Below are 26,554 nucleotides of genomic sequence, written 5' to 3'. Positions count from 1 at the left end.
CGCGCCCGTGGCCGTCACCGGCGGCCGGGGCGGGGCGGATCCGCGCCCGTGCCGGCCGGGTCAGGACTCGGCGTCCAGTTCGGCGAGCCGCGTCACGGTCTCCTCGTCCAGCTCCGCGAGCGCCAGCAGCTGCTCCGGGGTGACCCCCTCGGGTATGGGCACCGGCGCCGGGGTCCGCAGCGGCGGCTGCCAGCCGCCGGCGGGCGTCCAGCGCCGCACGACCCGGGCGGGCGCGCCCGCGACGACCGCGTGGTCCGGCACCGCGCCCCGGACCACCGCGCCGGCGGCCACCACCACGTTCCGCCCGACGCGCGCGCCCGGCAGGATCACCGCGCCGGTGCCGATCCAGCAGCCCGGACCGATCGAGACCGGTTCCATCCGGGGCCACTGCTTGCCGATGGGCTCGTGCGGGTCGTCGTAGGAGTGGTTGGTGGAGGTGACGTAGACGTACGGCCCGAAGTAGCAGTCGTCGCCGATGGTGACCGTCGTGTCGGCGATGACATGGCTGCCGCGGCCGAGGACGACGCCGTCGCCGATGCGCAGGATCGGCTCCGGGCCGAGGTCGAGGTCGGGCATCAGACCGGCGGTCAGCGTGACCTGTTCGCCGATGATGCAGTGGGCGCCCAGGTGGATCCAGGGTTCGCCGAAGACCGTGCCGAGCGGGAAGGCGAGCCTGGTGCCCGTGCCCATCGCGCCGAAGCGGAACCGCCCCGGGCGGTCGGCGGTGACGGAGCCCGTGCGCTGTACCCAGGCCCAGCCCGCGTGGACGGCGCGCTGCGCGAGGCGGCGGCGCCAGGACGAGAACGTGTTCTTGCGCTTGGGCACCCGCTCACCGTAGTCCGGGGGCGGGGAGCCCGTGCGGCGGGAACCCTGTGATCTTCACCCCACCGGGTGACGTACGGTGCGGTGTATCACCCGAGCAGGAGGCGACGATGACGCACAGGGCGCTGATCACGGGCATCGGCGGCAAGGACCCCCAGGTGGACGGCGCGGCGTTCGTGGCGCCCACCGCGTCGGTGATCGGGGACGTGACCCTGCGCGCCGGCGCGAGCGTCTGGTACGGGGCGGTGCTGCGCGGCGACGCCGAGCGGATCTCGGTCGGGGCGGACAGCAACGTCCAGGACAACTGCACGCTCCACGCCGACCCGGGCTTCCCCGTCACCGTCGGTGAGCGTGTCTCCATCGGCCACAACGCCGTCGTGCACGGCGCCACCGTCGAGGACGACTGCCTGGTCGGCATGGGCGCCACCGTCCTCAACGGCGCGGTGGTCGGCGCGGGTTCGCTGGTGGCCGCGCAGGCGCTGGTGCCCCAGGGCATGCGGGTGCCCCCGGGCTCGCTCGTCGCGGGCGTACCCGCGAAGGTCAGGCGGGAGCTGACCGCCGAGGAGCGCGAGGGCATCACGCGGAACGGCACGATGTACGCGGAGCTGGCGAAGGCGCACCGCGAGGCGCACGGCGCGCGCTGAGGCCGCTGAGGCTTCAGTCGGCGGCCGGGACCGGCTCCGGCTCGGCCGCCTGCCGGTGCTCCGTCGCCTTCCTCGCCTTGCGCTTGAGCACCACCATCGAGGTCAGGCCGATGAGGACGGCCGCCACCAGGCCCAGCCACGAGAAGCGCTTCAGCCAGGACTCGGCGACGATGCCGACGTAGTGGACGACCGCCGTGGTGCCGCCCGCCCAGAGGATGCCGCCGAGGACGTTGGCGGTCAGGAACTTCCAGTACGGCATGCGCAGCACGCCCGCGAGCGGCCCGGCGAAGATGCGCAGCAGGGCGACGAAGCGGCCGAAGAAGACGGCCCACATGCCCCACTTCTCGAAGGACCGCTCGGCGGTGGCGATGTGGCCCTCGCTGAAGTGCCGGGGGAACTTCCGGCCGAGCCAGGCCAGCAGCGGCCGTCCGCCCCGGCGGCCGATGGCGTAGCCGATGGAGTCGCCGACCACGGCCCCGACGGTGGCGCAGGTGCCGAGGATCACCGGGTCGATCCCGGCGTGCTGGGAGGACAGCAGCGCGGCCGAGACCAGGATGATCTCGCCCGGCAGCGGGATGCCCAGGCTCTCCAGACCGATGACCAGTCCCACCACCGCGTAGACGGCTGCCGGGGGCACCGTGTCGAGCCACTCCTGGACGTGCAACGCCGGTTCCTTCCGCTTCGGGTGCTCGCTGTCCGGGGCTTGTCCCGGGCGTGCGCCGCAGGCGGCGCACGCCCGGGAAGCCTACCGGGTCGGCGCGGCGCGCCGGTGTCCCGGACGTCACACCGGCGCTCCCGGGAGGCGGCCTCCGCAGGGAACGCCGTCCCGGGCCGGCCGGGCGCCGCGGACCGGCCGGAAGGCCGGGCGCGGGGCCTCAGCCGTTCGGGCGCAGCGTCCACACCACGGTCATCTCACCGGTGACGGCGCCGTCCGCCCGCTGGATGACGACCGACACCGGGAACTCGGGCCGCTCCCCCGCGTCCAGTTCCGCGACGACCTCGGCGGCCGGGCGGCCGAGGGTCGCGGTGGCGGTGACCCTGCCCGTCGCCAGCTTCCGGTAGGCGATCTCGGCACGGACGGCGAGCGGCACGGCCCGCGAGAGCTGGTCCCCGAACGCGGCCAGCACGATCGCCCCGCTCGCGGACTCGCCGAGCGTGAACATCGCCCCGGCGTGCGGCCCGCCGACGTGGTTGTGGTACTCGCCCTGGTCCGGCAGGGCCACGACCGCCTCCTCCGGCGTGGTCCGGAGGAACTCCAGGTTCAGGGTCCGGGCCATGGGCACCGTGGCGGCGAGCATCTCGCCGACGGACATCTGGTCTGCGCTCATGGACCCGAACGTTACCCATGAGTAGCCTCGGGTGCCAGGTTCGTTTCCGCCCGTTCCGTGTTTGCTACGTCCCTGACAAGGACCGGTGACCGAATCGTGTCCGGACCGCCGTTAGGGTGACTGCCCATGTGGCCAGGACAGCAGTCGCCCGGGGGCGAGCAGAACCCGCAGACCGGCAACCCGTACCAGCAGCCGGGGTACCAGCAGCCGAATCCGTACCAGCAGCCCGGGTACCAGCAGCCCAACCCCTATGCGCAGCAGCCCGCGTGGGGCGTTCCCCAGCCCGCGGGGGCGCCGCAGCCGCCCCAGGGCGGCGGGGGCGGCAACCGGACGAAACTGGTGGCGATCGTGGCGGCCACGGCCGTGGTCGTGGCCGCGGGCGTGACCGGTTTCCTGGTGCTGGGCGGCGACAGGGCCGACACCGCGGACGGCGGCTCCGGCGGCGGGCCGTCGGCGAGCGCCTCCCCGAGCGGGACCGCCGGGCCGTCCGCGTCCGGCACCGGGGAGAACCCGCGCGGCGGCGAGGCGGAGAAGGCGACCGTCCCGGGCTGGAAGGTCGTGGTCAACCCCAAGTGGGGCACGGCCTTCGACGTTCCGGCGGACTGGGTCGTCGACACGCCGGGCACGTTCATCGGCTTCGAGGACGACGACGGCGAGGTGCTCATCGGCATGTCGGCGCCCGCCTACTTCAAGGAGAAGTGGTGCACGTCCGACCCCGACAAGGACGGCCGGACCTCCGACACCAGGCTGGCGGGGGCGGGCACCAAGGGCCAGGACGGCGCCAAGAGCACCGAGGACATCGCGCGCAACGACTCGGCCTGGTGGGTGTTCGGCGGGTACACCGACCACAAGGACGCCTCCAAGAAGCTGCTCACCACAGTCGAGCCGAAGGCGTACACCACGGCCTCGGGCGTCGAGGGCAGTGTGGCGTCGGCGTACTCGACGGGGGTGCCGAAGCGGGACAAGTGCGACTCCGACGGCAAGGCGACCACGTTCGCCTTCAAGAACTCCGCGGGCGACTTCGTCTCCTGGACGTTCTACGGGGCGAAGGGCGTCAAGGACGAGGTGCCCGAGAAGACGATCATGAAGATCCTCAGCACGGTGCGCCTGCACGGCGAGCCCACGGGCTGACGCGCCCGGGACCGGAAACGGCCCTGACCACCGGGGAAGCGGTTTGGCAAGTCGGGGTCACGGCGGCGATAGTCGGCCCGTGACCTCCGCCGCCGACTCCCGCCGCCTTCGCCGACCCGCCTGGGCGGGCCGCAACTACACCCTGCTGACCGCCGCCGCGTTCGTCACCAACCTCGGCAGCCACGGCGCGCTGATCGCCGCCGCGTTCGCCGTGCTGGAGGCCGGCGGCGACGGCGGCGACGTGGGTCTGGTGGCCGCCGCCCGCACCCTGCCGCTGGTGCTGTTCCTGCTGATCGGCGGCGCGGTCGCGGACCGGCTCCCCCGGCACCGCGTGATGGTGGCGGCCAACGCCCTCAACTGCCTCTCGCAGGCGGCGTTCGCGGTCCTCGTCCTGACCGGCGAGCCCCGGTTGTGGCAGATGATGCTGCTGACCGCCCTCGGCGGCACCGGGCAGGCGTTCTTCAGCCCGGCGGCCGAGGGCATGCTGCTGTCCTCGGTGCGGGGCGAGCAGGCCGGCCGGGCGTTCGCGGTGTTCCGGATGGCGATGCAGGGCGCGACGGTCGGCGGGGCCGCGCTGGGCGGTGCGCTGGTCGCCGCGGTCGGGCCCGGCTGGGTGCTCGCGGCGGACGCGGCGGCGTTCGCGCTCGCCGGGGCGCTGCGGGCCTTCCTCGACGTCGGCCACATCCCGCCGCGCGCACCGGGCGGCGGCATGCTGGCCGATCTCCGGGAGGGCTGGCGGGAGTTCGCCGGGCGGCCCTGGCTGTGGGGGATCGTGGTGCAGTTCTCCCTCGCCAACGCGGTCGTCGGCGCCGCGGACGCGGTCTACGGCCCGCTCGTCGCCCGCGACCACCTGGGCGGCGCGGGTCCCTGGGGCCTGGCCCTGGGCTTCTTCGGGGCGGGCACGGTCGCCGGGGCGCTGCTGATGACCCGCTGGAAGCCCCGCCGGCTCCTCCTCGCCGGCACCCTGTGCGTCTTTCCGCTGGCCCTGCCGTCCGCCGCGCTCGCCGTGCCGGTGCCGGCCGGCGCCCTGTGCGCGGTGATGTTCGTCACCGGCGTGACCCTGGAGGTGTTCGGCGTCTCCTGGATGACCGCGCTGCACCAGGAGATACCCGAGGACAAGCTCTCGCGGGTCTCGGCCTACGACTGGTTCGGCTCGGTCGCGCTGGTGCCGCTGGCGACGGCGCTGGCGGGCCCGGCGGAGCAGGCGTTCGGCCGGACGGCGGCCCTGTGGGGCTGCGCGACGCTGGTCGTGGTGGTCACGGCGGCCGTGCTGTGCGTGCCGGACGTGCGCGGCCTGCGGCGCCGCACGGCGTACGTGGCGCAGGGTTCCGGGGACGGCGCCGGCCGCGGCTCAGCCGATGCCGAACGCGCCGTCGGGGGGCTCGGGTGACGGTACGGCGTCCTCGTCCCGCACCGGCCGCGCGTCACCGATGAAGTCCCGCAGCGCGGCGCCGTGCTCGACCCGGGCCGGGAAGGCGTCGGCGGCGGTGCGCCGGGCCAGCGCCGCCGTGTCGACCGGCCGCCGCGCGGCGACGAGCACCGCGTTGCCGAACCGCCGCCCGCGCAGCACGCCCGGCTCCGCGATCAGCGCCAGCTCCGCGAACACCTCGGCGAAGGTGGCCAGCTGGGAGCGCAGGAAGGCGAACGGCGCGGCGTCGGGGAGGTTGGCCAGGTAGACGCCGTCGCCGCGCAGCACCCGCGCGGCCTCGCGGGCGTACCCGAGCGAGGCCAGGTGCGCGGGGACGCGGGAGCCGCCGAAGACGTCGGCGACGAGCACGTCGGCGCGGCCGTCGGCGGCCCCCGCCAGCCAGGCGCGGGCGTCGGCGTGGTGCAGCGCGATCCCGGCGCCGTCCGGGAGCGGCAGCCGCTCGGCGACGAGCTGCGCCAGCCCCCGGTCGGCCTCGACGACGTCCTGCCGGGACCCGGGCCGGGTCGCGGCCACGTACCTCGGCAGCGTGAGCGCCCCTCCCCCGAGGTGCAGCACGTCCAGCGCCCGCCCCGGCTCGGCGAGGACGTCCAGCACGTGCCCGAGCCGCCGCGCGTACTCGAACTCCAGGTGGGTCGGCTCGTCCAGGTCGACGTAGGACTGGGGCGCCCCGTCGACCGTCAGCAGCCAGGCCCGCTCCCGGTCGATGTCGGGCATGAGCTTGACGGTCCCCTGGTCGGTGACCCGGGTGACGGGGATGGACTCGTTCACCGCTCCATTGTGCGGGAGGCCGCCGCGCGGAGGACCGCCGCGCGGGAGGCCGCCCTCACCCGACGGCCGTCACGGTCCCCGCCCCGACGGTCCGCCCGCCCTCGCGGACGGCGAAGCCGAGCCCGGGCTCCACCGGCACCGCGCGCCCCAGCTCGACGGTCAGGTCGACCGTCTCGCCGGGCCGCGCCACCGCCGCGCCGAGGTCGACGGTCCCGGCCACGTCCGCGGTCCGGATGTGGAACTGCGGCCGGTACCCGGTCGACACGGGGGTGGTGCGGCCGCCCTCCCGCGCCGACAGCACGTGGACCCGCGCCGTGAAGCGGCGCCCGGGCACCACGCTCCCCGGCGCGGCCACCACGTGCCCGCGGCGGACCGAGCCCCGCGCGACCCCCCGCAGCAGCAGGGCCACGGTGTCCCCGGCCTGCGCCTCCTCCATCGGTTTGCCGAAGGTCTCCAGGCCGGTGACCACGGTCTCCGTCTCCGCCCCGAGCACCTCCACCCGGTCGCCGACGCGGACCGTCCCGCGCTCCACCGCGCCCGTGACCACGGTCCCGCGCCCGGTGACGGTGAGCACGTTCGCCACCGGCAGCAGGAACGGCGCGTCCAGGTAACGCTCCGGCGTCGGCACATAGGTGTCCACCGCGTCGAGCAGCGCCTCGACGGACGCCGTCCACCGCGGGTCCCCCTGCAGGGCCCCGAGTCCGGAGACCCGTACGACGGGGAGCGTGTCGCCGCCGTAGCCGTGCCGGGTCAGCAGGTCGCGGACCTCCAGCTCGACGAGGCCGGCCGGCTCCTCGTCCCCGGCGTCGGCCTTGTTGAGGGCGACGACGACGTGGTCGACGCCCACCTGCCGGGCGAGCAGCACGTGCTCGGCGGTCTGCGGCATGATCCCGTCGAGCGCGGAGACGACGAGGATCGCCCCGTCGAGCTGCGCGGCGCCGGTGACCATGTTCTTGACGTAGTCGGCGTGGCCCGGCATGTCGACGTGCGCGTAGTGCCGGGTGTCGGTCTCGTACTCGACGTGCGCGATGTCGATGGTGATGCCGCGCGCGGCCTCCTCCGGGGCGCGGTCGATGCGGTCGAACGGCACGAACGTGCCGGTGCCGCGCTCGGCCAGCACCTTGGTGATGGCGGCGGTCAGCGTGGTCTTGCCGTGGTCGACGTGGCCCATGGTGCCGATGTTCAGGTGCGGTTTCGTGCGGACGTACGCCGTCTTGGGCATGGCGGTACCTCGAAGCCTGTTCGATGGTGGCGGGGACCCCTGGAACCTGCCGGCCCTCCCCCTGCGGGGTCCGCCGGACGATCCGGGAAGGGTCAGCTTCGGGCGCCGTCGACAGCGGCCGCGAGCACGGGGACGGCAGCCTTCGCGGCATCCGCGACCGCGGATGCCACGAGGAGGAGGGCGTGCCGGAACATGCCACCGATCATCGCCGACGCCCCGCCCGGCGTCGAACGGTTTTCCCGCGGACCCACGGGCGCCGGGCACGGACGTCCGCCCGCCCGTGCCGTGCGTGAGACGGGCCATACGGCGATCACGCACCCGGTTCGGTTAGTGTCACCGGATGCTCGATGCCACCACCCGCTCTGGGGGCACCGCCACGGCCTCTCCCCGGGCCGCCGCCACGGACCTCGCCGTCGCCGTCCCCGCGGCCCGGCCGGCCGGCCGCTGCGCGAGAGCGCTGCTCTCGCCCTGGTCGCGGCTGTCCCTGCTCGTCGTCCTGCTGGCCGCCGCCGCGTCGGCGGTGCTGCTCTTCGAGCCGCAGGAACTGCTGGTGGACGGCGTGCCGGAACAGCTCGGCGGAGCCGCGGCGGCGCTGGTGTACGCGGTGGCGTACGGGCTGTGCACGGTGGCGTTCGTGCCGCGGCCGCTGCTGAACCTCGCGGCCGGCGCGCTCTTCGGCGCGCAGCTGGGCCTCGGCGCGGCCCTGGCGGGCACGGTGCTGGGCGCCGGGACCGCCTTCTGCCTCGGCCGTGCGCTCGGCCAGGACGCGCTGCGTCCGCTGCTGCGGGGCCGGTGGCTGAAGGCCGCGGACGGGCAGCTCAGCCGGCACGGCTTCCGCTCGATGCTGGCGGCGCGGCTCTTTCCCGGCGTGCCGTTCTGGGCCGCGAACTACTGCGCCGCCGTCTCCCGCATGGGCCTCGCGCCCTTCCTGCTCGCGACGGCGCTCGGGTCGGTCCCGAACACCGCGGCGTACGTCGTCGCCGGCGCCCGCGCCTCCGCGCCGACGTCCCCGGCCTTCCTGATCGCGCTGGCCTGCGTCGCCGTGCCGGGGCTCGCGGGCGCGGCGGTGGCCTGGCGCAAGCGCCACCACCTGCGGTCCCGCTGACGGTCCGTCATGTCCTCGCCGGCGCCCTGGCGCCGGCGAGGACGCAGACCCCGCACGTCGTCCGCGGCGCGTACCGGGCGCCGCGCTCCCGCACCGCGTGCACCGGGGCCGTCGTCAGCCGGGCGCCGCTCGCGCCGAGCGGGCGCCCGGGCCCGGTTTCCAAACCCCTGTGCCCGAGCTGTCACCGGGGGGCGCTACGCTGCCCCTCGGCACTCGCGATCACCGCATCCGTCGGCTCGGTGTGCCCGTCGCCCGTTCCTCGCCGGCACTTGGACTCCGTAACTTCATGTCTTGGTTTGAATCCCTCGTCCTCGGACTCGTCCAGGGGCTGACCGAGTTCCTCCCCGTGTCCTCCAGCGCGCACCTGCGGCTGACCGCCGCCTTCTCCGGCTGGGAGGACCCGGGTGCCGCCTTCACCGCGATCACCCAGATCGGCACCGAGGCCGCGGTGCTGATCTACTTCCGCAAGGACATCGGCCGGATCATCTCGGCGTGGTTCCGCTCGCTCACCGACAAGGCGATGCGCAGCGACCCGGACGCGCGGATGGGCTGGCTCGTGATCGTCGGCTCCATCCCGATCGGCGTGCTCGGCGTGACGCTGAAGGACCAGATCGAAGGGCCGTTCCGCGATCTGCGGATCACCGCGGCCATGCTGATCGGCATGGGCATCGTGCTGGGCGTCGCCGACCGGCTGGCGGCCCGCGACGAGAGCGGCGGCCGGCACCGCGCGCCCAAGCAGCGCAAGACGCTGGAGGACCTGGGCGTGCGCGACGGCCTGATCTACGGCGTCTGCCAGGCGATGGCCCTCATCCCCGGCGTGTCCCGCTCCGGTGCCACCATCAGCGGCGGCCTCTTCATGGGCTACCGGCGCGAGGCCGCGGCCCGGTACTCGTTCCTGCTGGCGATCCCGGCGGTGCTCGCCTCCGGTCTGTTCGAGCTCAAGGACGCGACGGAGGGCGGTCATGTCTCCTGGGGGCCGACGATCTTCGCGACGGTCATCGCCTTCGCCGTCGGCTACGCGGTCATCGCCTGGTTCATGAAGTTCATCTCGACGAAGAGCTTCATGCCGTTCGTGTGGTACCGGCTGGCCCTCGGCGTGGTCATCATCGTGCTGGTCGGCATGGGCGTGCTGAGTCCGCACGCGGGTGAGCCGGCGCACTGACCGAGGAGCCACGGGGCGGGTCCGCGCTCCCGGCGACCTTGCGCCCGGTCGCGGTGACCGGCGGCGTCCGGCCCGCTCCCCACGGCTCGTACCCCGCTCCCCCGCCCCTGGCCCGACGAGGGCCCCCACGGTGTCGCTCGCGGGGGCCGTGACCAAACCCATACCGGCCGGGTAGCCGCCCGGTAGCGGACTGTCAGTGCTTGCCCCTAGGCTTGTCCGCATGTCCCCCGATTCCGTGACCCCTGGTTCCGCGCGGTCTGCCGCCGAGGTGAACGAGCAGATCCGCGCGCTGTGGCGGCGCGCGGGTGGGTCCCTGTCGACCCAGGAGCGCGCGGAGTACGAGCTGTTGGTGATCGAGTGGGCGGCCGCGATCCGCGGCGAGGTCGTCGAGGCCGCTTGAAGCGGTCCGCGGGGGCCGGCGGACGCCTCAGCGCCCGCCCGAGACCCGCAGCACCGTTCCCGTGGTGTAGGAGGCGTCCGGTGACATCAGCCAGGCGATGGCCGCGGCGATCTCCTCCGCCTGCCCCGGCCGGCGCAGCGGAATCGCGCCGGCCGCGCGCCGGGCGCGGTCCGGGTCGCCCATCGCCGCGTGGATCTCCGTGTCGACGATCCCCGGCGCGACCGCGTTGACGCGGACGCCGTCCGGGCCGAGCTCCTTGGCCAGGCCCATCGTCAGCGCGTCCACGGCGGCCTTGGCCGCCGCGTAGTGGACGTACTCGCCGGGGCTGCCGAGCGTGGCCGCCGCCGACGACACGTTCACGATGGCACCGCCGTCCCGGGACGCCATGAGCTGCGCGGCACGCCGCGAACACAGCAGCGTCCCCAGGAGGTTGACGTCCACGACCCGGCGCAGATCCGCCGTGTCGGTGTCGGCGAGCCGCCCCAGGGGCCCGGTCACCCCGGCGTTGTTCACCAGCCCCGTCACGGGCCCGAGCGTCCGCTCCGCCGACTCGAAGAGCCGCTCGACATCGGCCTCGACGGCCGTGTCGACCCGTACGGCGACACCGCGCGCGCCGGCCGCGCGCACTCCGTCCACCACGGCCTCCGCGGCGGCGGCGTCCCGGACGTAGCCCACCACCACGTCGTGCCCGTCCGCCGCGAGCCGCAGGCAGGTCGCGGCGCCGATACCCCGGCTGCCGCCGGTGACGACCGTCACGGAACGCTTCACATGTGCCTCCTGTCGGCAGGTCGGAACGACGCCCGGCCCACCCTAGTGCCCCGGGGGCCGGCGCCCGCCCGCCGGGGGGCGGCGCCCGGCGCGCGCACGTCCTGAGGCGGCCCGCGGCGGGTTCCGGACGACCGGCCCGGCGGCCGCGACCCCGGCCGCGCCGCCCCGGCGGGCCGTGCCGGCCAGGACGGGAGCGGCCCCCTCGCGCACGGCGGCCGGGCGGGGTGGCCGTACGGGGGAAGCGGCGGCGCCTTTCCGGGCGGTGGCCCGCCTTCGTGATCGACTGGCCCGGTACCCCCTGTCCTAGATCGTCCGCGGGGCGCACACTGAAGGCACCACGGGGTAGGGAGGCGCCCATGAAGACGCTCGGCCACTGGCTCGCCTCCCCCTGGCGGCGCGGCACCGCCGCCGCACTCGCCGGCGCCCTGCCCGTGCTCGCCTTCCCCGCGCCGTCCCTGGGGTGGTGCGCCCACGTCGCGCTGGTCCCCTGGCTGCTGCTCGTCCGCTCGGCGCCGACCGGGAAACGGGCGGGATACGACGGGTGGTGCGGCGGGTTCGGGTTCATGCTGGCGATGCACCACTGGCTGCTGCCGAACCTGCACGTGTTCACCTTCGTCCTCGCCGCGCTGCTGGGCGCTCTGTGGCTTCCGTGGGGCCGGCTGGTCCACCGGCTGCTGGCCGGGACACCCTCACGGGGCCGGGTCGCGGCGGCGCTCCTGGTGCTGCCCTCGGGCTGGCTCGCGGTGGAGCTCGTGCGGTCCTGGCAGGGGCTCGGCGGTCCCTGGGGCATGCTCGGCGCGAGCCAGTGGCAGGCCGGGCCGGCGCTGCGGCTGGCCTCGGTCGGCGGGGTGTGGCTGCTGAGCCTCCTGGTGGTGGCCGTCAACGTCGCGGTCGCCGTCCTGATCGCGGTCCGCCGGGCCCGCCTCCCCGCCGCGGCCGCCCTGGTCGCCGTCGCCGCCGTCACCGCCGCGGCCTGGACGGGCGCGCCGCGCCCCGGTGCCGACGGGACGGTGCGGGTCGCCGTGGTGCAGCCGGGCGTCGTCGCCGGCGCGCACAGCGCCGACCGCCGGTTCGACCGCGGGGAGGAACTGACCCGGCGGCTCGCCGGCCAGGGCGCCGACCTGATCGTCTGGGGCGAGAGCAGCGTCGGCTTCGACCTGGACGACCGGCCCGGCCTGGCCCGGCGGCTCGCGGCGCTGTCCCGGCAGACCGGCGCGGACATCCTGGTCAACGTGGACGCGCGCCGCTCCGACCGGCCCGGCATCTACAAGAGCTCGATCCTCGTCGGGCCCGGCGGCCCCACCGGCGGCCGCTACGACAAGATGCGGCTCGTCCCCTTCGGCGAGTACGTCCCGGCCCGTTCGCTGCTCGGCTGGGCCACCTCCGTCGGCGAGGCGGCGGGCGAGGACCGCAGGCGCGGCTCGGCGCAGGTGGTGATGGACGCCGGCGGCGGGCTGCGGATCGGCCCCCTGGTGTGCTTCGAGACCGCGTTCCCCGACATGACCCGTCACCTCGCGCGCGAGGGCGCCGACGTGCTCGTCGGGCAGTCCTCGACGTCGACGTTCCAGCAGAGCTGGGCCCCCGCGCAGCACGCCTCGCTCGCCGCGCTGCGCGCCGCCGAGACCGGCCGCCCCATGGTGCACGCCACGCTGACCGGTGTCTCCGCGGTCCACGGCCCGGACGGCCGGCCCGTCGGCCCCCGGCTCGGCACCGGCGAGAGCACCGCGCACGTCTACGAGGTCCCGCTCGCGCACGGCACCACGCCGTACGTCCGCTTCGGCCACTGGCCGGTGTACGCGGCGCTGCTGGTCCTCCTCGCCGGGGGCGGCGCCGAGGGGCTGCGGGCGCGGCGGCTCAGGCGGCCCGCTCCCGGACCGCTCGTACCACCCGCTCGCACAGCTCATGGGTCTCCAGCGCGTCCCGGGCGCTGAGCACCCTGCCCGCGCGCACCGCGTCGAGGAAGGCCAGCACGGCCTGCTCGATGCCGCGCTGCCGGGCCACCGGCACCCAGTCCCCGCGCCGCCGCACGGTGGGCTGCCCCCTGTGGTCGATCACCTCGGCGAGGTTGACCACCTGCCGTTTGGCGTCCTGGCCGGAGACCTCCAGGATCTCCTCGGCCGAGCCGCTGAGCCGGTTCATCACCCCGAGCGCGGTGAAGCCGTCCCCGGCGAGCTGGAGCACGACGTGGTGGAGCAGCCCGTCCTCGACGCGGGCGCGCACGGTGATGTCGTCGACGGGGCCGGGCACCAGGAAGCGCAGGGTGTCCACGACGTGGATGAAGTCGTCGAGGATCATGGTGCGCGGCTCCTCCGGCAGCCCGACCCGGTTCTTCTGCATCAGGATCAGCTCGCGCGGGTGCTCGGCGCACTGCGTGTAGCCGGGGGCGTGGCGCCGGTTGAAGCCGACGGCGAGACCGACGCCCCGTTCCTCGGCGAGCGCCACGAGCCGCGCGGAGTCGGCGAGTTCGTAGGCGAGCGGTTTGTCGACGTAGGTGGGCACGCCCGCTTCGAGCAGGCGGGTGACGATCTCCGGGTGGGCGACGGTCGGCGCGTGCACGAAGGCGGCGTCGAGGTCCTGGTCGAGCAGGTCGTCCAGCGTCGCGTGCCGCTGCGGTCCGGGCAGGCGGAGGCCGTCGGCGACCCGGGCGAGCGTCGCGGGCGTACGGGTCTGCAGGTGCAGCTCGATTCCGGGCTGGAAGGCCAGCACCGGCAGATAGGCCTTCTGCGCGATGTCGCCGAGTCCGATGCAGCCGACCTTCACGGGGTGCTCTCCTCTGGTGGTTGCCTGCCGGGTCTGCTGCGCAGCATACGGCCGCCGCGGGGGCCGCCGGCGGACGGGGCGGACGGGGCGGACGGGGCGGACGGGGCGATGCTCCCGGCGTGGACGGCTCGTGCCGGGCCGGGGTGCCGGGCCCGAAGGGGGTGCGAGCGGCTCCGCGGGAACCGCTCGCCGGAACGCCCCGCCGGTGACGGCGGACCGGAAAACCGCTCGTGGACCGGCGCGGGCCGGGCGAGGATACGGGGATGACGACCGAGCGCCGCGAACCCGCCGGCAACGCCGCTGAACGCCCCCTGCTGGAGGGCTGGCTGGACTACCACCGGCAGACCCTCGCGTGGAAGTGCGAGGACCTGACCGACGACCAGCTCAGGACCGCCTCGGTGGCGCCGTCCGAGCTGTCCCTCATGGGGCTGGTGCGGCACATGGCGGAGGTGGAACGGGCCTGGTTCCGCGGGGTGCTCGTGGGCGACGACCCGGGCCCGGTCTACTACAGCGACGACGACCCGGACGGCGAGTTCCACCTCACCGAGGCGGACACCTGGGAGGACGCCCGCGCCACCTGGCAGGCCGAGGTCGACGCCGCCCGGCGGGCCGCGTCCGGCTTCGGTCTGGACGACCTGTCCCGGGGCAGGAGCCGGTCCACCGGCGAGCCGTTCAGCCTGCGCTGGATCTACACGCACATGATCGAGGAGTACGCGCGGCACAACGGCCACGCCGATCTGATCCGCGAGCGCCTCGACGGCGTCACCGGCGACTGACCTCACCCGCGGCGGACCCGGGACCTGCGTACCGGGCGGGGGATCACCCGTGCGGGGCATCCTCCGCCCGTCCGCCGCCGGGAGGGGCCCCGAACCCAGCAGAGTGACGCACGTGCATCGAACGACGACCACCGCAGCGCTCCTGGCGACCGTGGCCCTCGCGGTCCTGCCGGGTTGCACGACGGTCCGGGGCGCGCCCGCCGCCGTCCCGTCGGCGGGCGCTTCCCGGCTGCCGACACCGCACCCGGACGGCCCGGCGGAACCACGGATCGTGCAGGCCCCGGTCCGTGAGGCCCTGGAACTCGTCGGGCCCTCCCGCCGCCCGGCACGGCCCACGCTCACGCCCCGTACGGACCCCGCGGCGCCCGCACCGGGCCGCAGGCCGTCCGCCGGTCCGCCGGAGCAGCGCCGGCCGCAGCCCCCGCCTCCGGTCCGTCCCGGACCGCGCGAGCGCGCGTCCCGCCCTCCGGAGCATCCGCGCGTCCAGCCGCCCGGCGTCCCGGAGACGGCCCGCGGCAACCCCGGCGGCGGCATCGACGTATGCGCCCTCGGCAGAACGTACGGCGGCTGGCGGGCGGACAGCCGCGAGGCCAGGATCTGCGAGCAGACCTACGGCCGCTGAGGCGGGAAGCGGGACGGGCCCCGGCTGGGGCCGCTGCCGCGGCGGCTCTCAGCCCTCGTCCCCGAAAGGAGCGCCCTCGCCGAGGCGTGCCTCCAGCCGGCTGATGGCCGCCCGCACCTCGTGCCCGTAGCGGTCGTCCGTCAGGGCGGCGGCCGCTCCGCGGGCCCGGCGCAGATGGGTGCGGGCGGCCTCGCGGTGGCCGAGCTTGACGTAGTCGGCGGCGAGGTTCAGGTGGAGGGAGGGGTACAGGGCGCGCACCGCGGCCGCTCCCCCGGGTGCGGCGGGCCGCTCCTGCGCCGGTGCCCCCGTCCCCTCCTTCGCCTCCTCCGCCGCCGACAACGCCCTGAGGTCCCAGGCCAGTTCGTCCGCCGGGTCGTCCTGGGTGTCGGCGAGGTAGTGGGCCAGTGTGCAGCGGTGCAGCGGATCGCCGTGCACGCCGATCTCCGCCCACAGGTCCAGGAAGCGGTGCCGGGCCTCCTCGCGGTCCCCCGCGTGGTGCAGCAGGACGACCTGCCCGATCCGCGTCAGCACGGCGTCCGGCGCCGTCCGCTCCTGCCGCTCCGCCACCGTGACCTCCGCGCCCTCGTCAGCCGTCCCCGACGACGCTAACCGCAGCGGGCGGCGATCCCGGCCAGGCGCCCCCGTGCGGCACCGGGCCGGTCCCCGCCGGCGGGGACCGGCCCGAAGGGCCGCCCCGTGCGGGAGGGCGGCCCGGGCCGGCCCGGTGCTCAGCCCAGGTTCGGGATGCGCCAGTCGATCGGCTCGTGGCCCTGACGGGCCACCGCCTCGTTGATCTGCGTGAACGGGCGGGACCCGAAGAACTTCTTCGCCGACAGCGGTGAGGGGTGCGCGCCCTTGACCACCGCGTGCCGGGTCTGGTCGATCAGCGGCAGCTTCTTCTGCGCGTAGTTGCCCCACAGCACGAACACCGCCGGGTCGGGCCGGTCGGCCACCGCGCGGATCACCGCGTCGGTGAACTTCTCCCAGCCGCGCCCCTTGTGCGAGTTGGCCTCGCCGCCCCGGACCGTGAGCACCGCGTTGAGCAGCAGGACGCCCTGGCGGGCCCAGGGCATCAGATAGCCGTTGTCCGGGACGGGCGTGCCCAGCTCCTCGTGCATCTCCTTGTAGATGTTCCGCAGGGACGGCGGGATCCTCACCCCCGGGCGCACCGAGAAGCACAGGCCGTGTCCCTGCCCCTCGCCGTGGTACGGGTCCTGGCCGAGGATCAGCACCTTCACCCGGTCGTACGGCGTGGCCTCCAGCGCGGCGAAGACCTCCTCGCGCGGGGGGTAGACGGGCCCCCTCGCCCGCTCCGCCTCGACGAACTCCGTCAGCTCCTTGAAGTAGGGCTGCTGCAGTTCGTCACCCAGCACGGCACGCCAGGACTCGGGCAGCATGGCGGTGTCGGTCACGTCGACTTCCTTACACTGTGCGGTCGCTTCCAGACCTCAGAACCTACCGGCGGCCACTGACAACCGCCCCCGCGCGCCGGCGGGAGCGGGACGCTACCAGCTCGTCTTGCGGTGCAGCTCCCACATCGTCATGATCGTCGACGGGTCCAGCGCCCGCCCCACGCCCGAGATGTCGTCGCCGGCGGCGACGTACTGCTTGCCCTGCCACAGCGGCAGCAGCCGCACGTCGTCCACCAGGATCTGCTGGGCCTCCTCGAAGTCCCTCACCACGTCGGCGCGGTCGCTGCGCGCACGGGAGCGGGGCAGCAGCACGTCGGTGATCCGGGGGGCCGGGTAGGGCGTGCCGAGCGCGTTCCGCTCGCCGACGAAGGGCGCGATGAAGTTCTCCGCGTCCGGGAAGTCGGGGAACCAGCCGCGCCCGAACACCGGGTACTCGCCCTTCCGGTAGCCCTCGACGTACGTCTTCCACGGACGGCTCTCGAGGGTGACGGTGAACAGGCCGGAGGCCTCCAGCTGGCGTTCGAGCTCCTCGAACGCCAGCGCGGTCTCGGAGCCGTAGCGGTCGGTCGTGTACCACAGGGTGAGCGGGACGGGCCCGGTGATGCCCGCGGCGGTGAGGATCCGGCGGGCCCTGGCGGCGCTGGGGTCGCCGTAGGTGTCGAAGAAGCCGGTGGTGTGGCCGGTCAGGCCCTTGGGGACCATGGAGTACAGCGGGTCGACGGTGTCCTTGTAGACCCGGTGCGCGAGCGCGGCCCGGTCCACGACCTGGGCGACGGCCCGGCGCACGGCCTTCTTGCCCGCCCACGGGTCCCCGGGGTTGAACACCAGGTAGTTGATGTCGGTACCGGTGCCCTCGACCAGCTGGATGCCGGCGTCCCCGGTCTCCTCGCTCCGCAGGGAGACGATGTCGTCGGCGGCGAGGCCGCGGTAGGTGACCTGGATCCGGTCCTCCCGCAGCGCCCGGACCATGGCGCGCGAGTCCTGGAAGTAGCGGACGGTCACCGCGCTGTTCCGGTGCTCCGCGAAGCCCCGGTAGCGGTCGTTGCGGACCAGCTCGGCCTTCTCGCCCTCGTCGTACGACTTCAGGGTGTACGGCCCGGAGCCGACGATCCCGCCGTCCTCGCGCACGGCGCCGGCGGGGTAGCTGCCGGGGTGCACGATCGACATCGCGGGCGTGGCCAGCACGAACGGGAAGGTGGCGTCCGGCTTGTTCAGGTGGAAGACGACCTCGCGCCCGCTGGGCGCCCGGACGCGGTCGAGGCTGCCGAGCAGTCCGGCGGGACCGCCGTTGAGGTTGATCTTCCGGATCCGGTCGAGCGAGTGCTTGACGGCCCGGGCGTCGACCGCGTCCCCGTTGGAGAACGTCAGGCCCTTCCGCAGCTCGCAGCGGTACACCCGGTTCGAGCCGTCGGTGAACGCGCACCGCTCGGCCGCGTCGGGCTGGGGCACGGTCGCCCCGTTGGGGTAGCTCAGCAGCGTCTGGTAGACGTTGCGGAACAGCTCCCAGGAGCTGTCCCAGGACGCGGCGGGGTCCAGCGTGCTGGGGGCGCTGGTCGTCCCCACGACGATCGGCTCCTCGTCCCGGGAGCTGTCGGGCGGCAGGACGCCGCAGCCGGTGGCCAGGCACCACAGGGACGCGACAGCCACCGCCTGCCGCAGGCATCGGTTCCGGTCGAACACGCGCGCACTCCTCGATCCGCCGCACCAAGGGTCGGCAGACCCTACCGCGGCGTCCCGCCCGCCCGACCCCCGCTGAGCAGCGCTTTTGACCAATCCGATATGACTACGTTGTCATCCCGCGGCGGGCCGCCCGTACGGCGGCACGGGCGCCGCCGGTGCCGGTCGGCGCCCGTGCCGCGTCGGTCCGTCAGGCCACGCCGGCGTTGAGGAAGACGCCGCCGTCGACGACCAGGGTCTGGCCGGTGATCCAGTCGGACTGCTCGGAGGTGAGGAACGCGGCGGCGCCGCCGATGTCGGCGGGCACGCCGAGCCGGCCCAGCGGGTAGGCCGCGGCCGCCTCCGCCTCCCGGCCCTCGTACAGGGCCTGCGCGAACTTGGTCTTCACGACGGCCGGGGCGATGGCGTTGACCCGCACCCCGGGCGCGAACTCGTGCGCCAGCTGCACGGTCAGGTTGATCATCGCGGCCTTGCTGACGCCGTAGGCGCCGATGAAGGGCGAGGGCGCGAGGCCCGCGACGGAGGCGATGTTGACGATCGCGCCGCCGTTGTCCTTCTGCCAGGCGTGCCAGGTGCGCTGGGCGAAGCCGAGCGCCGAGATCACGTTGGTCTCGAAGACCTTGCGCGCGACGTTCAGGTCGAGGTCGGCGATCGGCCCGAACACCGGGTTCGTGCCGGCGTTGTTGACCAGGTAGTCGACGCGGCCGAAGGCCTCCATCACGCGCTCGACGGCGGCGGCCTGGTGGTCCTCGTCGTGGGCCTTGCCGGCCGCGTAGACGGCCCGGTCGGCGCCGAGCCTGTCGACGGCCTCCTTCAGCGCGTCCTCGTTGCGCCCGGTGATGCAGACGCGGTCGCCGCGGGCGACGAGCGCCTCCGCGACGCCGTAGCCGATGCCGCGGCTCGCGCCGGTGATCAGCGCGACCTTGCCGGAGAGTTCAGTCATGTCCGTGGTCCTCAGTCGAGCGGTCCGCCGGCGACGTACAGCACCTGGCCGGAGACGAAGCCGGCCGCCTCGCCCGTGAAGAAGGCGATCGCGTTGGCGATGTCCTCCGGCTCGCCGACGCGCTGCACGGGGATCTGGGTGGCGGCGGCGGCCTTGAACTCCTCGAAGCCCATGCCGACGCGCTCGGCGGTGGCCTTGGTCATCTCGGTGGCGATGAAGCCGGGGGCGACGGCGTTGGCGGTGACGCCGAACTTGCCGAGCTCCTTGGCGAGGGTCTTGGTGAAGCCCTGCAGACCGGCCTTGGCGGCCGAGTAGTTGACCTGGCCGCGGTTGCCGAGCGCGGAGGAGGAGGAGAGGTTGACGATCCGGCCGAAGCCCGCGTCGACCATGTGCTTCTGGCAGGCCCGGGTCATCAGGAAGGCGCCGCGCAGGTGCACGTTCATGACGGTGTCCCAGTCAGAGACGCTCATCTTGAACAGCAGGTTGTCGCGGAGCACGCCCGCGTTGTTGACCAGGATCACCGGCGCGCCGAGTTCCTCGGCGATCCGGGCGACGGCCGCCTCGACCTGCGCCTCGTCCGAGACGTCGCAGCCGACCGCGATCGCCCTGCCGCCGTTCGCGGTGATCTTCTCGACGGTGTCCTTGCAGGCCGCCTCGTCGAGGTCGATCACGGCGACCGCGCGGCCCTCGGCGGCCAGGCGCACGGCGGTGGCGGCGCCGATGCCGCGCGCCCCGCCCGTGACCACGGCGACCCGCTGCTCAGTGGTGGACATTGCTGCTTCTCCTCGCCCTAGGGATGCGGCTCCTGCGGCCCGCCCTGGAGTGAGCGACCGCTTAGTACCTTCAGCAGACGTGACGCTAGAGACCCTGGCACCCGGTGTCAACGGCCTGCCGGGCGCGTGTGATCCATTACCTCACCAGCAGGTCGAGCAGACGCTCCGTCTCGGCCGCCGGGTCGGTGGTGAGCCCGGTGTGCACGGGTCCCGGCTGGACGACCGTGGAGCGGGGCGCGATCAGCCAGCGGAAGCGCCGCCCGGCGTCGTCCTGCGCGGCCTGCCCGGCCGCCGCGCCGCCGGCGCACACGCCCTCGACGGCGCGCAGCGCGGCCCGTACGCCCGCCACGTCCGCGTCCGGGTCGAGGGCCAGCAGCCTCGCCTCGTCGAGGTGGGTGCGCGCGCCGACGTACGCCCGGGCGCGGCAGTACACCAGCACCCCGGCGTTGATGCACTCGCCGCGCTCCACGCGCGGGACGACCCGCAGGAGGGCGTACTCGAACAGGTCCCGGCCGCCGCCCTGGCCGGCCCGGATGATGTGGCGCTCGTTCACTCGGTCCCCCGGATGCGTTCGTGGATGACGGCGGCGCGCGCGAGGAGGGGGCGCGCGTAGGCCCGCCGCAGGTCGTCGGGCGTGTCGAAGCCGGGTTCGCCGGTCAGCCAGGCGTCGGGGATCTCGGCGGTGACCTCGGCCAGCAGTTCCTCGGTGACCAGGGGCGCGAGCGTGGCCGCGGCCGCGGCCACGTCCGGCGCAAAGGACTTCAGCGCGTGGTCGCCGGCGTCGTAGGGGCGGGCGGCGGAGGCTTCGGCTCCGGGCCAGTTGTGGTGCCAGATCATGGTCGCCCCGTGGTCGACGAGCCACAGCTCGCCCCGCCACACCAGCAGGTTGGGGTTGCGCCAGGACCGGTCGACGTTGTTCACCAGGGCGTCGAACCAGAGGATCCGCCCGGCCTCCTCGGGGCCCACCCGGAAGCCGAGGGGGTCGAAGCCGAGGGCTCCGGAGAGGAAGTCCATGCCGAGGTTGGTGCCGCCGCTGGACCTGAGCAGCTCCTGCACCTGCTCGTCGGGTTCGCCGAGGCCGAGCACCGGGTCGAGGCCGATCGCCACCAGCCGCGGCACCCGCAGGCCGAGTCGGCGGGCGAGCTCCCCGCAGACGACCTCCGCGACGAGCGTCTTGCGGCCCTGCCCCGCGCCGGTGAACTTCATGACGTACGTGCCGAAGTCGTCGGCCTCGACGAGCCCCGGCAGCGAACCGCCCTCCCGCAGGGGCGTGATGTAGCGGGTCGCGGTGACTTCCTTGAGCATCGCCCCAGGTTACTGGGGCGCCGACGGGGGCGGCGCCAGGCGGGCGGCGGGAGCGCCGGGGCACGACAGCGGATCGACAGCCGTGTCTGACGCAGGATTCACCTCGGACGGGCCAGGATTCGGGCATCGGGTGAACAGCCGTCGCGCACGGCCCGTACCTCCCGGCAGATCACGCACGTCGACAGAGCGCGCACACCGCGCGGAAGGGAACGCCAGCATGACCAGCGCATCGCCTCAGCCCGCAGCGGGGCCGGCCCGCAGAACCGTCGTGGCGGCCGGAGCGGCGGGCCTCGCCGTCGCGCTGACCGCGTGCGGGGGCTCGGAGGACGTCCCCTCCGGCGCCGCCTCCCCGGATTCGTCCGGCACCGCCCGGGACAGCGGGGGGACGGGCGGCTCCCCGGGCGGCGACGCGGCGGCCGGTGCCGCGCTCGCCTCGGCCTCCGAGATCCCCGAGGGCGGCGGGAAGGTCTTCGCCGACCGGAAGGTGGTGGTGACCCAGCCGTCGGCGGGCGAGTTCAAGGCGTTCTCGGCCACCTGCACGCACCAGGGGTGCGCGGTGAGGAGCGTCGCCGACGGGGTCATCAACTGCCCTTGCCACAACAGCAACTTCTCCATCACCGACGGCAGCGTGCGGAGCGGTCCGGCGACCGCGCCGCTGCCGGCCGTGGAGATCACCGTGAGCGGGGACTCCATCCGGCTGGCCTGAGCCGGCCGGTCCCGCTCACGGCGCCGCCCGGTCAGCCGGTCCGGTCCGCCGCCGCGCGCCGGAGCGGACCGGGTCGTGGGCGCCCTCGCGCGGGGGCCGCCCCCTACACGTAGCTCCGCAGCGGTCCAGCCTCCACCGCCGCGGCCACCGCCTGCGCCAGGGGGCCGGTCTCCTCCTCGGCCAGCGTCGAGACCGTGATCCGGATGCCGGGCGGCGCGCTGATCCGGAAGCGGGCGCCCGGGGCCACGGCCCAGCCGGCGTGCAGCAGCCGGGCGACGGCGCCGGTCTCGTCGGGCACGGGGACCCAGACATTCATGCCGCTGCGTCCGTGCGCCGCGATCCCGTGCCCGGCGAGCGCGCGGATCAGCGCGTCCCGGCGCCGCCCGTAGGCCGCCGCCACCGCGGCCGGGTCCACCGCGCCGCCGGTCCGCAGCCGCACCACGGCGCGCTGCAGCAGCCGGCTCACCCAGCCGGGTCCGAGCCGCTGCCGGCCGCGCACCCGGTCGACGGTGACGGCGTCCCCGGTGAGCACGGCGAGCCGCAGGTCGGGGCCGTAGGCCTTGGCGGCCGAGCGGACGAGGGCCCAGTGGGCGGTGGCCCCGGCGAGCGGGTGGAGGGGCACGTCGACGACGCCGTGGCCGTGGTCGTCCTCGATCAGCAGGGTCTCCGGGTGCTCCCGGAGCACCGACCGCAGGGCACGTGCGCGGGGGGCGCTCACCGCGGCGCCCGTCGGGTTCTGCGCCCGGTCCGTGACGATCAGGGCGCGGGCCCCGGCCGCCAGGGCGCGGCGTACGTCCTCGGCGCGGGGGCCGTCGTCGTCGACGCCGACGGGGACGGTGCGCAGGCCGAGCGCCGGCACGAGGTCGAGGGTCCGGCTCCAGCCGGGGTCCTCGACGGCGACGGCGTCGCCGGGCCTGAGGTGGGCCGCGAGGATCCGCTCGACGCCGTCGAGCGCTCCGGACACGACGGCGAGCGGCCCGTCCGGCACCCCCTCGGCGTCCAGTTCGGCCCGTACGAGGCGTGCCAGTGCCGGCTCCACCGGGTCCTGTCCGTACAGCACCGGCGCCCGGTCGCCCTCGGCGGCGGCGTCCGCGAGCACCCGGGCCAGCGGCGGCAGCAGCGCGGGGTCGGGGTCGCCGCTGGACAGGTCGCGCACGCCCTCGGGCACGTCCGCCCGGACGTGGTCCCGGCCGGTCGTGGCCGGTGCGGGCCGCACCCGGCTGCCGCGCCGGCCCGCGGTCTCGATGACTCCGCGCTCCCGCAGCATGCGGTACGCGGCGGCGACGGTGTTGGGGTTCACGCCGAGTCGCGCCGCCAGCTCCCGCATGGGCGGCAGCGGCCGGCCCGGCTCCAGGTCCCCCGCGCCCACCGCGCGCTCGACGCTCGCGCAGATTTCGGCTGCGCGCCGCCCACTGATCGGATATTCTCCTAGCACAAACAAAATTATGCACTAGTGCAATGGAGAGCGCCATGCAGGGGACCGAGCCGACACCGTCGCAGCCCGCCGCCTACGCCCCCACCGACCGCACGGTCCCCACCCGCTCCCCGGACCGGGCCTCGTACGACCGCCGGACGGTGCACGCGATACTCGACGAGGGCTACGTCTGCCACCTCGGGTTCGTCCGCGACGGCGCGCCGGTCGTGCTGCCCACCCTGTACGGCCGGGTCGGCGAGCGGCTCTACGTGCACGGCTCCACGGGCTCGCGCCCGCTGCGGATGACGGGCCGGGCCGATCCGGGGCTGCCGGTGTGCCTGACGGTCACGCACGTGGACGCGCTGGTGCTGGCCCGCTCGGCCTTCCACCACTCGGTCAACTACCGGTCCGTGGTGGTGCACGGCGTGGCCCGCGACGTGACCGACCCCGAGGAGAAGCGCCGCGCCCTGGACGCGCTGGTCGATCACGTCGTGCCGGGCCGCTCGCGCGACTCCCGGCCGGCCAGCCGGAAGGAGCTGGCGGCCACCGCCGTGATCCGCCTCGACCTGGACGAGGTCTCCGCCAAGCTCCGCACCGGCGGCGTGAACGACGAACCGGAGGACCTGGCCCTCCCCCACTGGGCCGGCCTCCTCCCGCTGCGCAAGGGCTACGACGCCCCGGTCGCCGACCCCGGCCTGGCCCCCGGCACCGCCCTCCCCGACTACCTGGCGACCAGGTGACCAGGTGACCCGCTGATCACACGGGCACCGGCTGCTCCTGCCGCACCCGTGCGCCCCGCGCCTCGGCCACCGCCAGCCCGCCGACCGAGCCGAGCATCAGCAGGGTGCCGGTCGCGGTGGCCGCCGTGAGGCGCTCACCGAGCAGGGCGATCGCGAGCACGGCCGCGACCACCGGCTCCAACAGCATGATCACCGACACGGTGGCCGACCGCACGACGGCCGCGGCGGCGAAGTAGAGGCCGTACGCGAGGGCGGTCGGGACGGCCGCCAGGTACCCGAAGAGCAGCAGGAGCCGGCCGGGCGCGGCGGTGTGCGGCACCAGCCCCTCGGCCAGGGCGAGGGGCAGCAGGCACAGGCTCGTGACGGCGAACGCCCCCACGGAGGTGCCCGCGGCGTCGGCCTCGCCGCCGCGGCCCCACCACCGGGTGAGCAGCGTCATCGCGCTGTACCCGGCCGCGGACAGCAGCGCGAGCAGCACGCCCCAGAGCCGCACGGTGGCGCCGCCGCCGCCGAGGACGAGCACGGCGAGGCCGGTGAGCGCGCCGGCGACGGCGGCGGTCCCGCCCGGACCGAGGCGCTCCCCCAGGGCCAGCCGCGCGCCGAGCGCGATCAGCACCGGCCCGGCGCCGAGGGTGACGACGGTGGCCACGGCGAGGCCGGTGGACTCCACCGCGGCGAAGTAGGCCGTCTGGAAGACGGCGAGGCCGAGACCGGTGACGGTGACCCGCAGCGCCTTGCGGCGGAAGGGCTCGGCCGCGGCGGTCCGGGTGCGCGGACGCAGGGCGCGGGCGGCGAGCAGCAGCACGAGCCCGGACGCGCACCGCCAGAACGACAGGGCGACGGGCCCCATGTCACTGGCCCGGTAGACCAGGGAGGCGACGGCCCCCGCGGTGCCCCAGGCGGCACCGGCGACGATCAGACAGAGCAGGCCTCGCCCGACGGGCAGGCCGGAAGCAGCATTCGACACGATTTGTCTCCGCAGACGCGCACAGGGCGCGGAAGTTCGGGAAGGACCCCGGGGTCACGACGTGGAACGCGGGGTCCGCGGACTTCTTCTGCGGGCAGCACCGTCCGGCCCGGCGAGGCGCCGGGCTCGTCTCCGGAGGGCCCGCCTCAGGCGGCCGGGGGCGGAAGAACGACTGCGTCCGAATGCATGATCAGCACCTTATGCCGTCGCGCCGGGGGCCGACAACTCCCTTTCCGGGTCGTCGGGGCCGCCTCGTGCCACGGGCCGCGCGGAGTCCTTCGCGGGCGTCGACGACTGCGCGACGAACGCGCCCAGCAGGACCACCACACCGCCGGTGATCTGCGGCGCCGACAGGTGCTCGCCGAGCAGCACCCAGGCCAGGACGGCCGCGATCACCGCTTCGAGGCACGCCACGACACCGGCGACCTGCGGCGAGAGCCGGCGCACGGACAGCACGCCGGTGACGTACGCGAGGACCGTGGCGACGAGCACGATCCAGGCCAGCAGCACACCGGCGGCGACGGGGGTGCCGTTCAGGTCGGAGGTGCCCGCGAGGACGGACCAGTCCAGGGTCCAGGGGCGGGCCACGACGGTCAGCGCGGCGGCGCCGACGAGCAGGCCGTGGGCGATGACGCCGAGCGGGTCCGGCGCCTGGTCGCCGGCCTCGGCCCCCTGGTCGGCCAGGACGAAGTAGCCGACCTGGCAGCAGGCGGCGCCGAGCGCAAGCAGCAGGCCGAGGGCGTCGAAGCCGAGGCCCGACCAGACCTCGACGACGCAGGCGAGCCCGCCGACCGCGAGGACCACGCCGACCGCGGCGGCGCGCGTCACCGGCCGCCGCTGCACGAACCGCACCCAGCCGAGGAGGAGCGCGGGCGCCAGGTACTCCACGAGCAGGGCGACCCCGACGGGGATGCGGGAGAGCGCGGCGAAGTAGCAGGCCTGTACTCCGGCCACGGCCAGCAGGCCGAAGCCCGCGAGCAGTCCCGGGCGGCGGCGCGGCAGCGCCCGGTGGCGCACGGCGAGCGGCAGCATCACCAGGGCCGCGCCCGTCACCCGGAGCCACACCACGTGGAGCGGGTCGAGGCCCGCCTCGATCAGCGGCTTGGCCGCGACACCGGACCCTCCGAAGGCGACCGCGGACGCCAGCGCGAGACCGAGCCCGATGCCCCTTCCCCGGCTGCCCTGACTGCTCTGTGAGGTACGCACCGGCACATGATGGCAGGCGGCGACATGAGCGTCACTCCTCTTGGCACCTGTCTCACCGGGCGGACGCGGGACGGACCCGGGAGTTCCGGGGAGGCGGCGCAAGAACCCCGCGGGATCCCGGGACGCGCCGGGCAGCGTTCCGGGCCGCCGGGCGACCGGGGGCGCCGCGGGCTTGGGGTGCGCCGGAAGCGCCGGGCGCCGGGCCCTGCCTCACCCTCCCGCCGTCCGCCCGGAAGGCCGGCCCCACGGCGCCGGGCGGGCGCTCGCGGCGTGGCGGGACCCGCGCCCGGTACGGGGCGTACCCGGGTCGGGGCCCGGTGCTGCGGGCGTGCGGGCACGGCGTCGCGAGGCGGGCGGGAACGCGGCGACCGGGCCTAGGTGTATTGACCACGAGCGTTGTTAACACTGGTGGGTCTTGATCATGGCGAAGACCTCCGCTGTGGTGGAGCTGTCTAGGACTGCACCGCAGGGAGG

At 75.1% G+C, this 26,554-nt stretch carries 28 protein-coding genes; 11 read left to right on the top strand and 17 right to left on the bottom strand.

Annotated features, from left to right (window positions below; genetic code table 11):
• Positions 1-60: 60 nt before the first annotated feature.
• Entirely contained in the window at positions 61-825 is a 765-nt protein-coding gene (locus ACIBAI_RS06220; RefSeq protein ID WP_399031434.1) for an acyltransferase, read from the bottom strand.
• A 107-nt stretch (positions 826-932) separates the two neighbouring features.
• On the opposite strand from ACIBAI_RS06220, the gene ACIBAI_RS06215 reads away from it, so the two are divergent.
• On the top strand, positions 933-1,466 hold the full coding sequence (locus ACIBAI_RS06215; protein ID WP_399031432.1) for a gamma carbonic anhydrase family protein: 534 nt from the start codon (positions 933-935) through the stop codon (positions 1,464-1,466).
• A 13-nt stretch (positions 1,467-1,479) separates the two neighbouring features.
• Here ACIBAI_RS06215 and ACIBAI_RS06210 read toward each other — a convergent pair whose 3' ends face one another.
• Both ACIBAI_RS06210 and ACIBAI_RS06205 read right to left on the bottom strand, forming a co-directional pair.
• Positions 1,480-2,130 (bottom strand): DedA family protein, encoded by a 651-nt coding sequence (locus ACIBAI_RS06210; protein WP_399031430.1) that lies wholly within the window; start codon positions 2,128-2,130, stop codon positions 1,480-1,482.
• Between the two features lie 211 nt (positions 2,131-2,341).
• Positions 2,342-2,779 carry a DUF4442 domain-containing protein gene (locus ACIBAI_RS06205; RefSeq protein ID WP_399032196.1) on the bottom strand — a complete coding sequence of 146 codons (438 nt, stop codon included), beginning with the start codon at positions 2,777-2,779 and terminating at the stop codon, positions 2,342-2,344.
• Between the two features lie 141 nt (positions 2,780-2,920).
• Here ACIBAI_RS06205 and ACIBAI_RS06200 point away from each other — a divergent pair, with 141 nt between their 5' ends.
• Positions 2,921-3,925: a hypothetical protein gene (locus ACIBAI_RS06200; protein WP_399031428.1), complete on the top strand. Its 1,005-nt coding sequence runs from the start codon at positions 2,921-2,923 to the stop codon at positions 3,923-3,925.
• Positions 3,926-4,004: 79 nt separating this feature from the next.
• Positions 4,005-5,315, top strand: a complete 1,311-nt coding sequence (locus ACIBAI_RS06195; RefSeq protein ID WP_399031427.1) for an MFS transporter — start codon at positions 4,005-4,007, stop codon at positions 5,313-5,315.
• Here the strand turns inward: ACIBAI_RS06195 and ACIBAI_RS06190 are convergent.
• Positions 5,277-6,122 (bottom strand): spermidine synthase, encoded by an 846-nt coding sequence (locus tag ACIBAI_RS06190; RefSeq protein ID WP_399031425.1) that lies wholly within the window; start codon positions 6,120-6,122, stop codon positions 5,277-5,279. The genes ACIBAI_RS06195 and ACIBAI_RS06190 overlap by 39 nt on opposite strands.
• 55 nt (positions 6,123-6,177) lie before the next feature.
• Complete coding sequence (tuf, locus tag ACIBAI_RS06185) at positions 6,178-7,344, bottom strand: elongation factor Tu (RefSeq protein WP_399031424.1); 1,167 nt, start codon at positions 7,342-7,344, stop codon at positions 6,178-6,180.
• A 340-nt stretch (positions 7,345-7,684) separates the two neighbouring features.
• On the opposite strand from tuf, the gene ACIBAI_RS06180 reads away from it, so the two are divergent.
• The 3 genes from ACIBAI_RS06180 to ACIBAI_RS06170 all read left to right on the top strand — a co-directional run bounded on the left by ACIBAI_RS06180 (position 7,685) and on the right by ACIBAI_RS06170 (position 10,011).
• Positions 7,685-8,449, top strand: coding sequence for a TVP38/TMEM64 family protein (locus ACIBAI_RS06180; RefSeq protein ID WP_399031422.1), 765 nt, complete (start codon positions 7,685-7,687; stop codon positions 8,447-8,449).
• A gap of 286 nt (positions 8,450-8,735) precedes the next feature.
• Positions 8,736-9,611, top strand: coding sequence for an undecaprenyl-diphosphate phosphatase (locus ACIBAI_RS06175; RefSeq protein ID WP_399031420.1), 876 nt, complete (start codon positions 8,736-8,738; stop codon positions 9,609-9,611).
• Positions 9,612-9,831: 220 nt separating this feature from the next.
• A complete protein-coding gene (locus ACIBAI_RS06170) occupies positions 9,832-10,011 on the top strand; it encodes a hypothetical protein (RefSeq protein ID WP_399031419.1) in 180 nt (59 codons plus the stop codon).
• Between the two features lie 27 nt (positions 10,012-10,038).
• Here the strand turns inward: ACIBAI_RS06170 and ACIBAI_RS06165 are convergent, their stop codons facing one another.
• The gene (locus tag ACIBAI_RS06165; protein WP_399031417.1) at positions 10,039-10,779 is read right to left on the bottom strand and encodes an SDR family oxidoreductase; all 741 of its coding nucleotides are present in this window, start codon (positions 10,777-10,779) and stop codon (positions 10,039-10,041) included.
• A 356-nt stretch (positions 10,780-11,135) separates the two neighbouring features.
• Here ACIBAI_RS06165 and lnt point away from each other — a divergent pair, with 356 nt between their 5' ends.
• Positions 11,136-12,710: an apolipoprotein N-acyltransferase gene (gene lnt, locus ACIBAI_RS06160; RefSeq protein WP_399031416.1), complete on the top strand. Its 1,575-nt coding sequence runs from the start codon at positions 11,136-11,138 to the stop codon at positions 12,708-12,710.
• On the opposite strand, the gene ACIBAI_RS06155 is transcribed toward lnt, so the two are convergent.
• Positions 12,634-13,539, bottom strand: coding sequence for a Gfo/Idh/MocA family protein (locus ACIBAI_RS06155; RefSeq protein WP_399031415.1), 906 nt, complete (start codon positions 13,537-13,539; stop codon positions 12,634-12,636). The genes lnt and ACIBAI_RS06155 overlap by 77 nt on opposite strands.
• A 263-nt stretch (positions 13,540-13,802) precedes the next feature.
• Here ACIBAI_RS06155 and ACIBAI_RS06150 point away from each other — a divergent pair, with 263 nt between their 5' ends.
• Complete coding sequence (locus tag ACIBAI_RS06150) at positions 13,803-14,315, top strand: DinB family protein (RefSeq protein ID WP_399031413.1); 513 nt, start codon at positions 13,803-13,805, stop codon at positions 14,313-14,315.
• Between the two features lie 112 nt (positions 14,316-14,427).
• The gene (locus tag ACIBAI_RS06145; RefSeq protein WP_399031411.1) at positions 14,428-14,937 is read left to right on the top strand and encodes a hypothetical protein; all 510 of its coding nucleotides are present in this window, start codon (positions 14,428-14,430) and stop codon (positions 14,935-14,937) included.
• 48 nt (positions 14,938-14,985) lie between these two features.
• Here the strand turns inward: ACIBAI_RS06145 and ACIBAI_RS06140 are convergent, their stop codons facing one another.
• From ACIBAI_RS06140 to ACIBAI_RS06110, 7 genes are all read right to left on the bottom strand, one after another.
• Positions 14,986-15,504 (bottom strand): hypothetical protein, encoded by a 519-nt coding sequence (locus ACIBAI_RS06140; RefSeq protein ID WP_399031409.1) that lies wholly within the window; start codon positions 15,502-15,504, stop codon positions 14,986-14,988.
• Between the two features lie 161 nt (positions 15,505-15,665).
• Positions 15,666-16,349 carry a uracil-DNA glycosylase gene (ung, locus tag ACIBAI_RS06135; protein WP_399031408.1) on the bottom strand — a complete coding sequence of 228 codons (684 nt, stop codon included), beginning with the start codon at positions 16,347-16,349 and terminating at the stop codon, positions 15,666-15,668.
• Between the two features lie 93 nt (positions 16,350-16,442).
• Positions 16,443-18,029: an ABC transporter substrate-binding protein gene (locus tag ACIBAI_RS06130; RefSeq protein ID WP_399031406.1), complete on the bottom strand. Its 1,587-nt coding sequence runs from the start codon at positions 18,027-18,029 to the stop codon at positions 16,443-16,445.
• Between the two features lie 187 nt (positions 18,030-18,216).
• Positions 18,217-18,969, bottom strand: coding sequence for an SDR family oxidoreductase (locus tag ACIBAI_RS06125; RefSeq protein ID WP_399031404.1), 753 nt, complete (start codon positions 18,967-18,969; stop codon positions 18,217-18,219).
• Positions 18,970-18,980: 11 nt separating this feature from the next.
• Positions 18,981-19,742, bottom strand: coding sequence for a 3-oxoacyl-ACP reductase FabG (fabG, locus tag ACIBAI_RS06120; RefSeq protein WP_399031403.1), 762 nt, complete (start codon positions 19,740-19,742; stop codon positions 18,981-18,983).
• A 136-nt stretch (positions 19,743-19,878) separates the two neighbouring features.
• Positions 19,879-20,295, bottom strand: a complete 417-nt coding sequence (locus tag ACIBAI_RS06115; protein ID WP_399031401.1) for a DUF3037 domain-containing protein — start codon at positions 20,293-20,295, stop codon at positions 19,879-19,881.
• On the bottom strand, positions 20,292-21,047 hold the full coding sequence (locus ACIBAI_RS06110; protein ID WP_399031400.1) for a HipA family kinase: 756 nt from the start codon (positions 21,045-21,047) through the stop codon (positions 20,292-20,294). The genes ACIBAI_RS06115 and ACIBAI_RS06110 overlap by 4 nt, the downstream gene beginning before the upstream one ends.
• A gap of 217 nt (positions 21,048-21,264) precedes the next feature.
• Here ACIBAI_RS06110 and ACIBAI_RS06105 point away from each other — a divergent pair, with 217 nt between their 5' ends.
• The gene (locus ACIBAI_RS06105) at positions 21,265-21,753 is read left to right on the top strand and encodes a Rieske (2Fe-2S) protein (RefSeq protein WP_399031398.1); all 489 of its coding nucleotides are present in this window, start codon (positions 21,265-21,267) and stop codon (positions 21,751-21,753) included.
• Between the two features lie 103 nt (positions 21,754-21,856).
• Here ACIBAI_RS06105 and ACIBAI_RS06100 read toward each other — a convergent pair whose 3' ends face one another.
• On the bottom strand, positions 21,857-23,188 hold the full coding sequence (locus tag ACIBAI_RS06100) for an aminotransferase class I/II-fold pyridoxal phosphate-dependent enzyme (RefSeq protein WP_399031396.1): 1,332 nt from the start codon (positions 23,186-23,188) through the stop codon (positions 21,857-21,859).
• A 35-nt stretch (positions 23,189-23,223) separates the two neighbouring features.
• Here ACIBAI_RS06100 and ACIBAI_RS06095 point away from each other — a divergent pair, with 35 nt between their 5' ends.
• Positions 23,224-23,907: a pyridoxamine 5'-phosphate oxidase family protein gene (locus tag ACIBAI_RS06095; protein WP_399032194.1), complete on the top strand. Its 684-nt coding sequence runs from the start codon at positions 23,224-23,226 to the stop codon at positions 23,905-23,907.
• A gap of 16 nt (positions 23,908-23,923) precedes the next feature.
• On the opposite strand, the gene ACIBAI_RS06090 is transcribed toward ACIBAI_RS06095, so the two are convergent.
• Positions 23,924-24,874: a DMT family transporter gene (locus tag ACIBAI_RS06090; protein WP_399031395.1), complete on the bottom strand. Its 951-nt coding sequence runs from the start codon at positions 24,872-24,874 to the stop codon at positions 23,924-23,926.
• Positions 24,875-25,072: 198 nt separating this feature from the next.
• On the bottom strand, positions 25,073-26,086 hold the full coding sequence (locus ACIBAI_RS06085; RefSeq protein ID WP_399031394.1) for an EamA family transporter: 1,014 nt from the start codon (positions 26,084-26,086) through the stop codon (positions 25,073-25,075).
• Positions 26,087-26,554: the final 468 nt, after the last annotated feature.

The organism is Streptomyces sp. NPDC051041 (assembly GCF_044456065.1).
GTDB classification, from domain to species: domain Bacteria; phylum Actinomycetota; class Actinomycetes; order Streptomycetales; family Streptomycetaceae; genus Streptomyces; species Streptomyces glaucus.
Note: the sequence above shows the minus strand (reverse complement) of the source record. Positions and strands in the feature narration are given on the sequence as shown.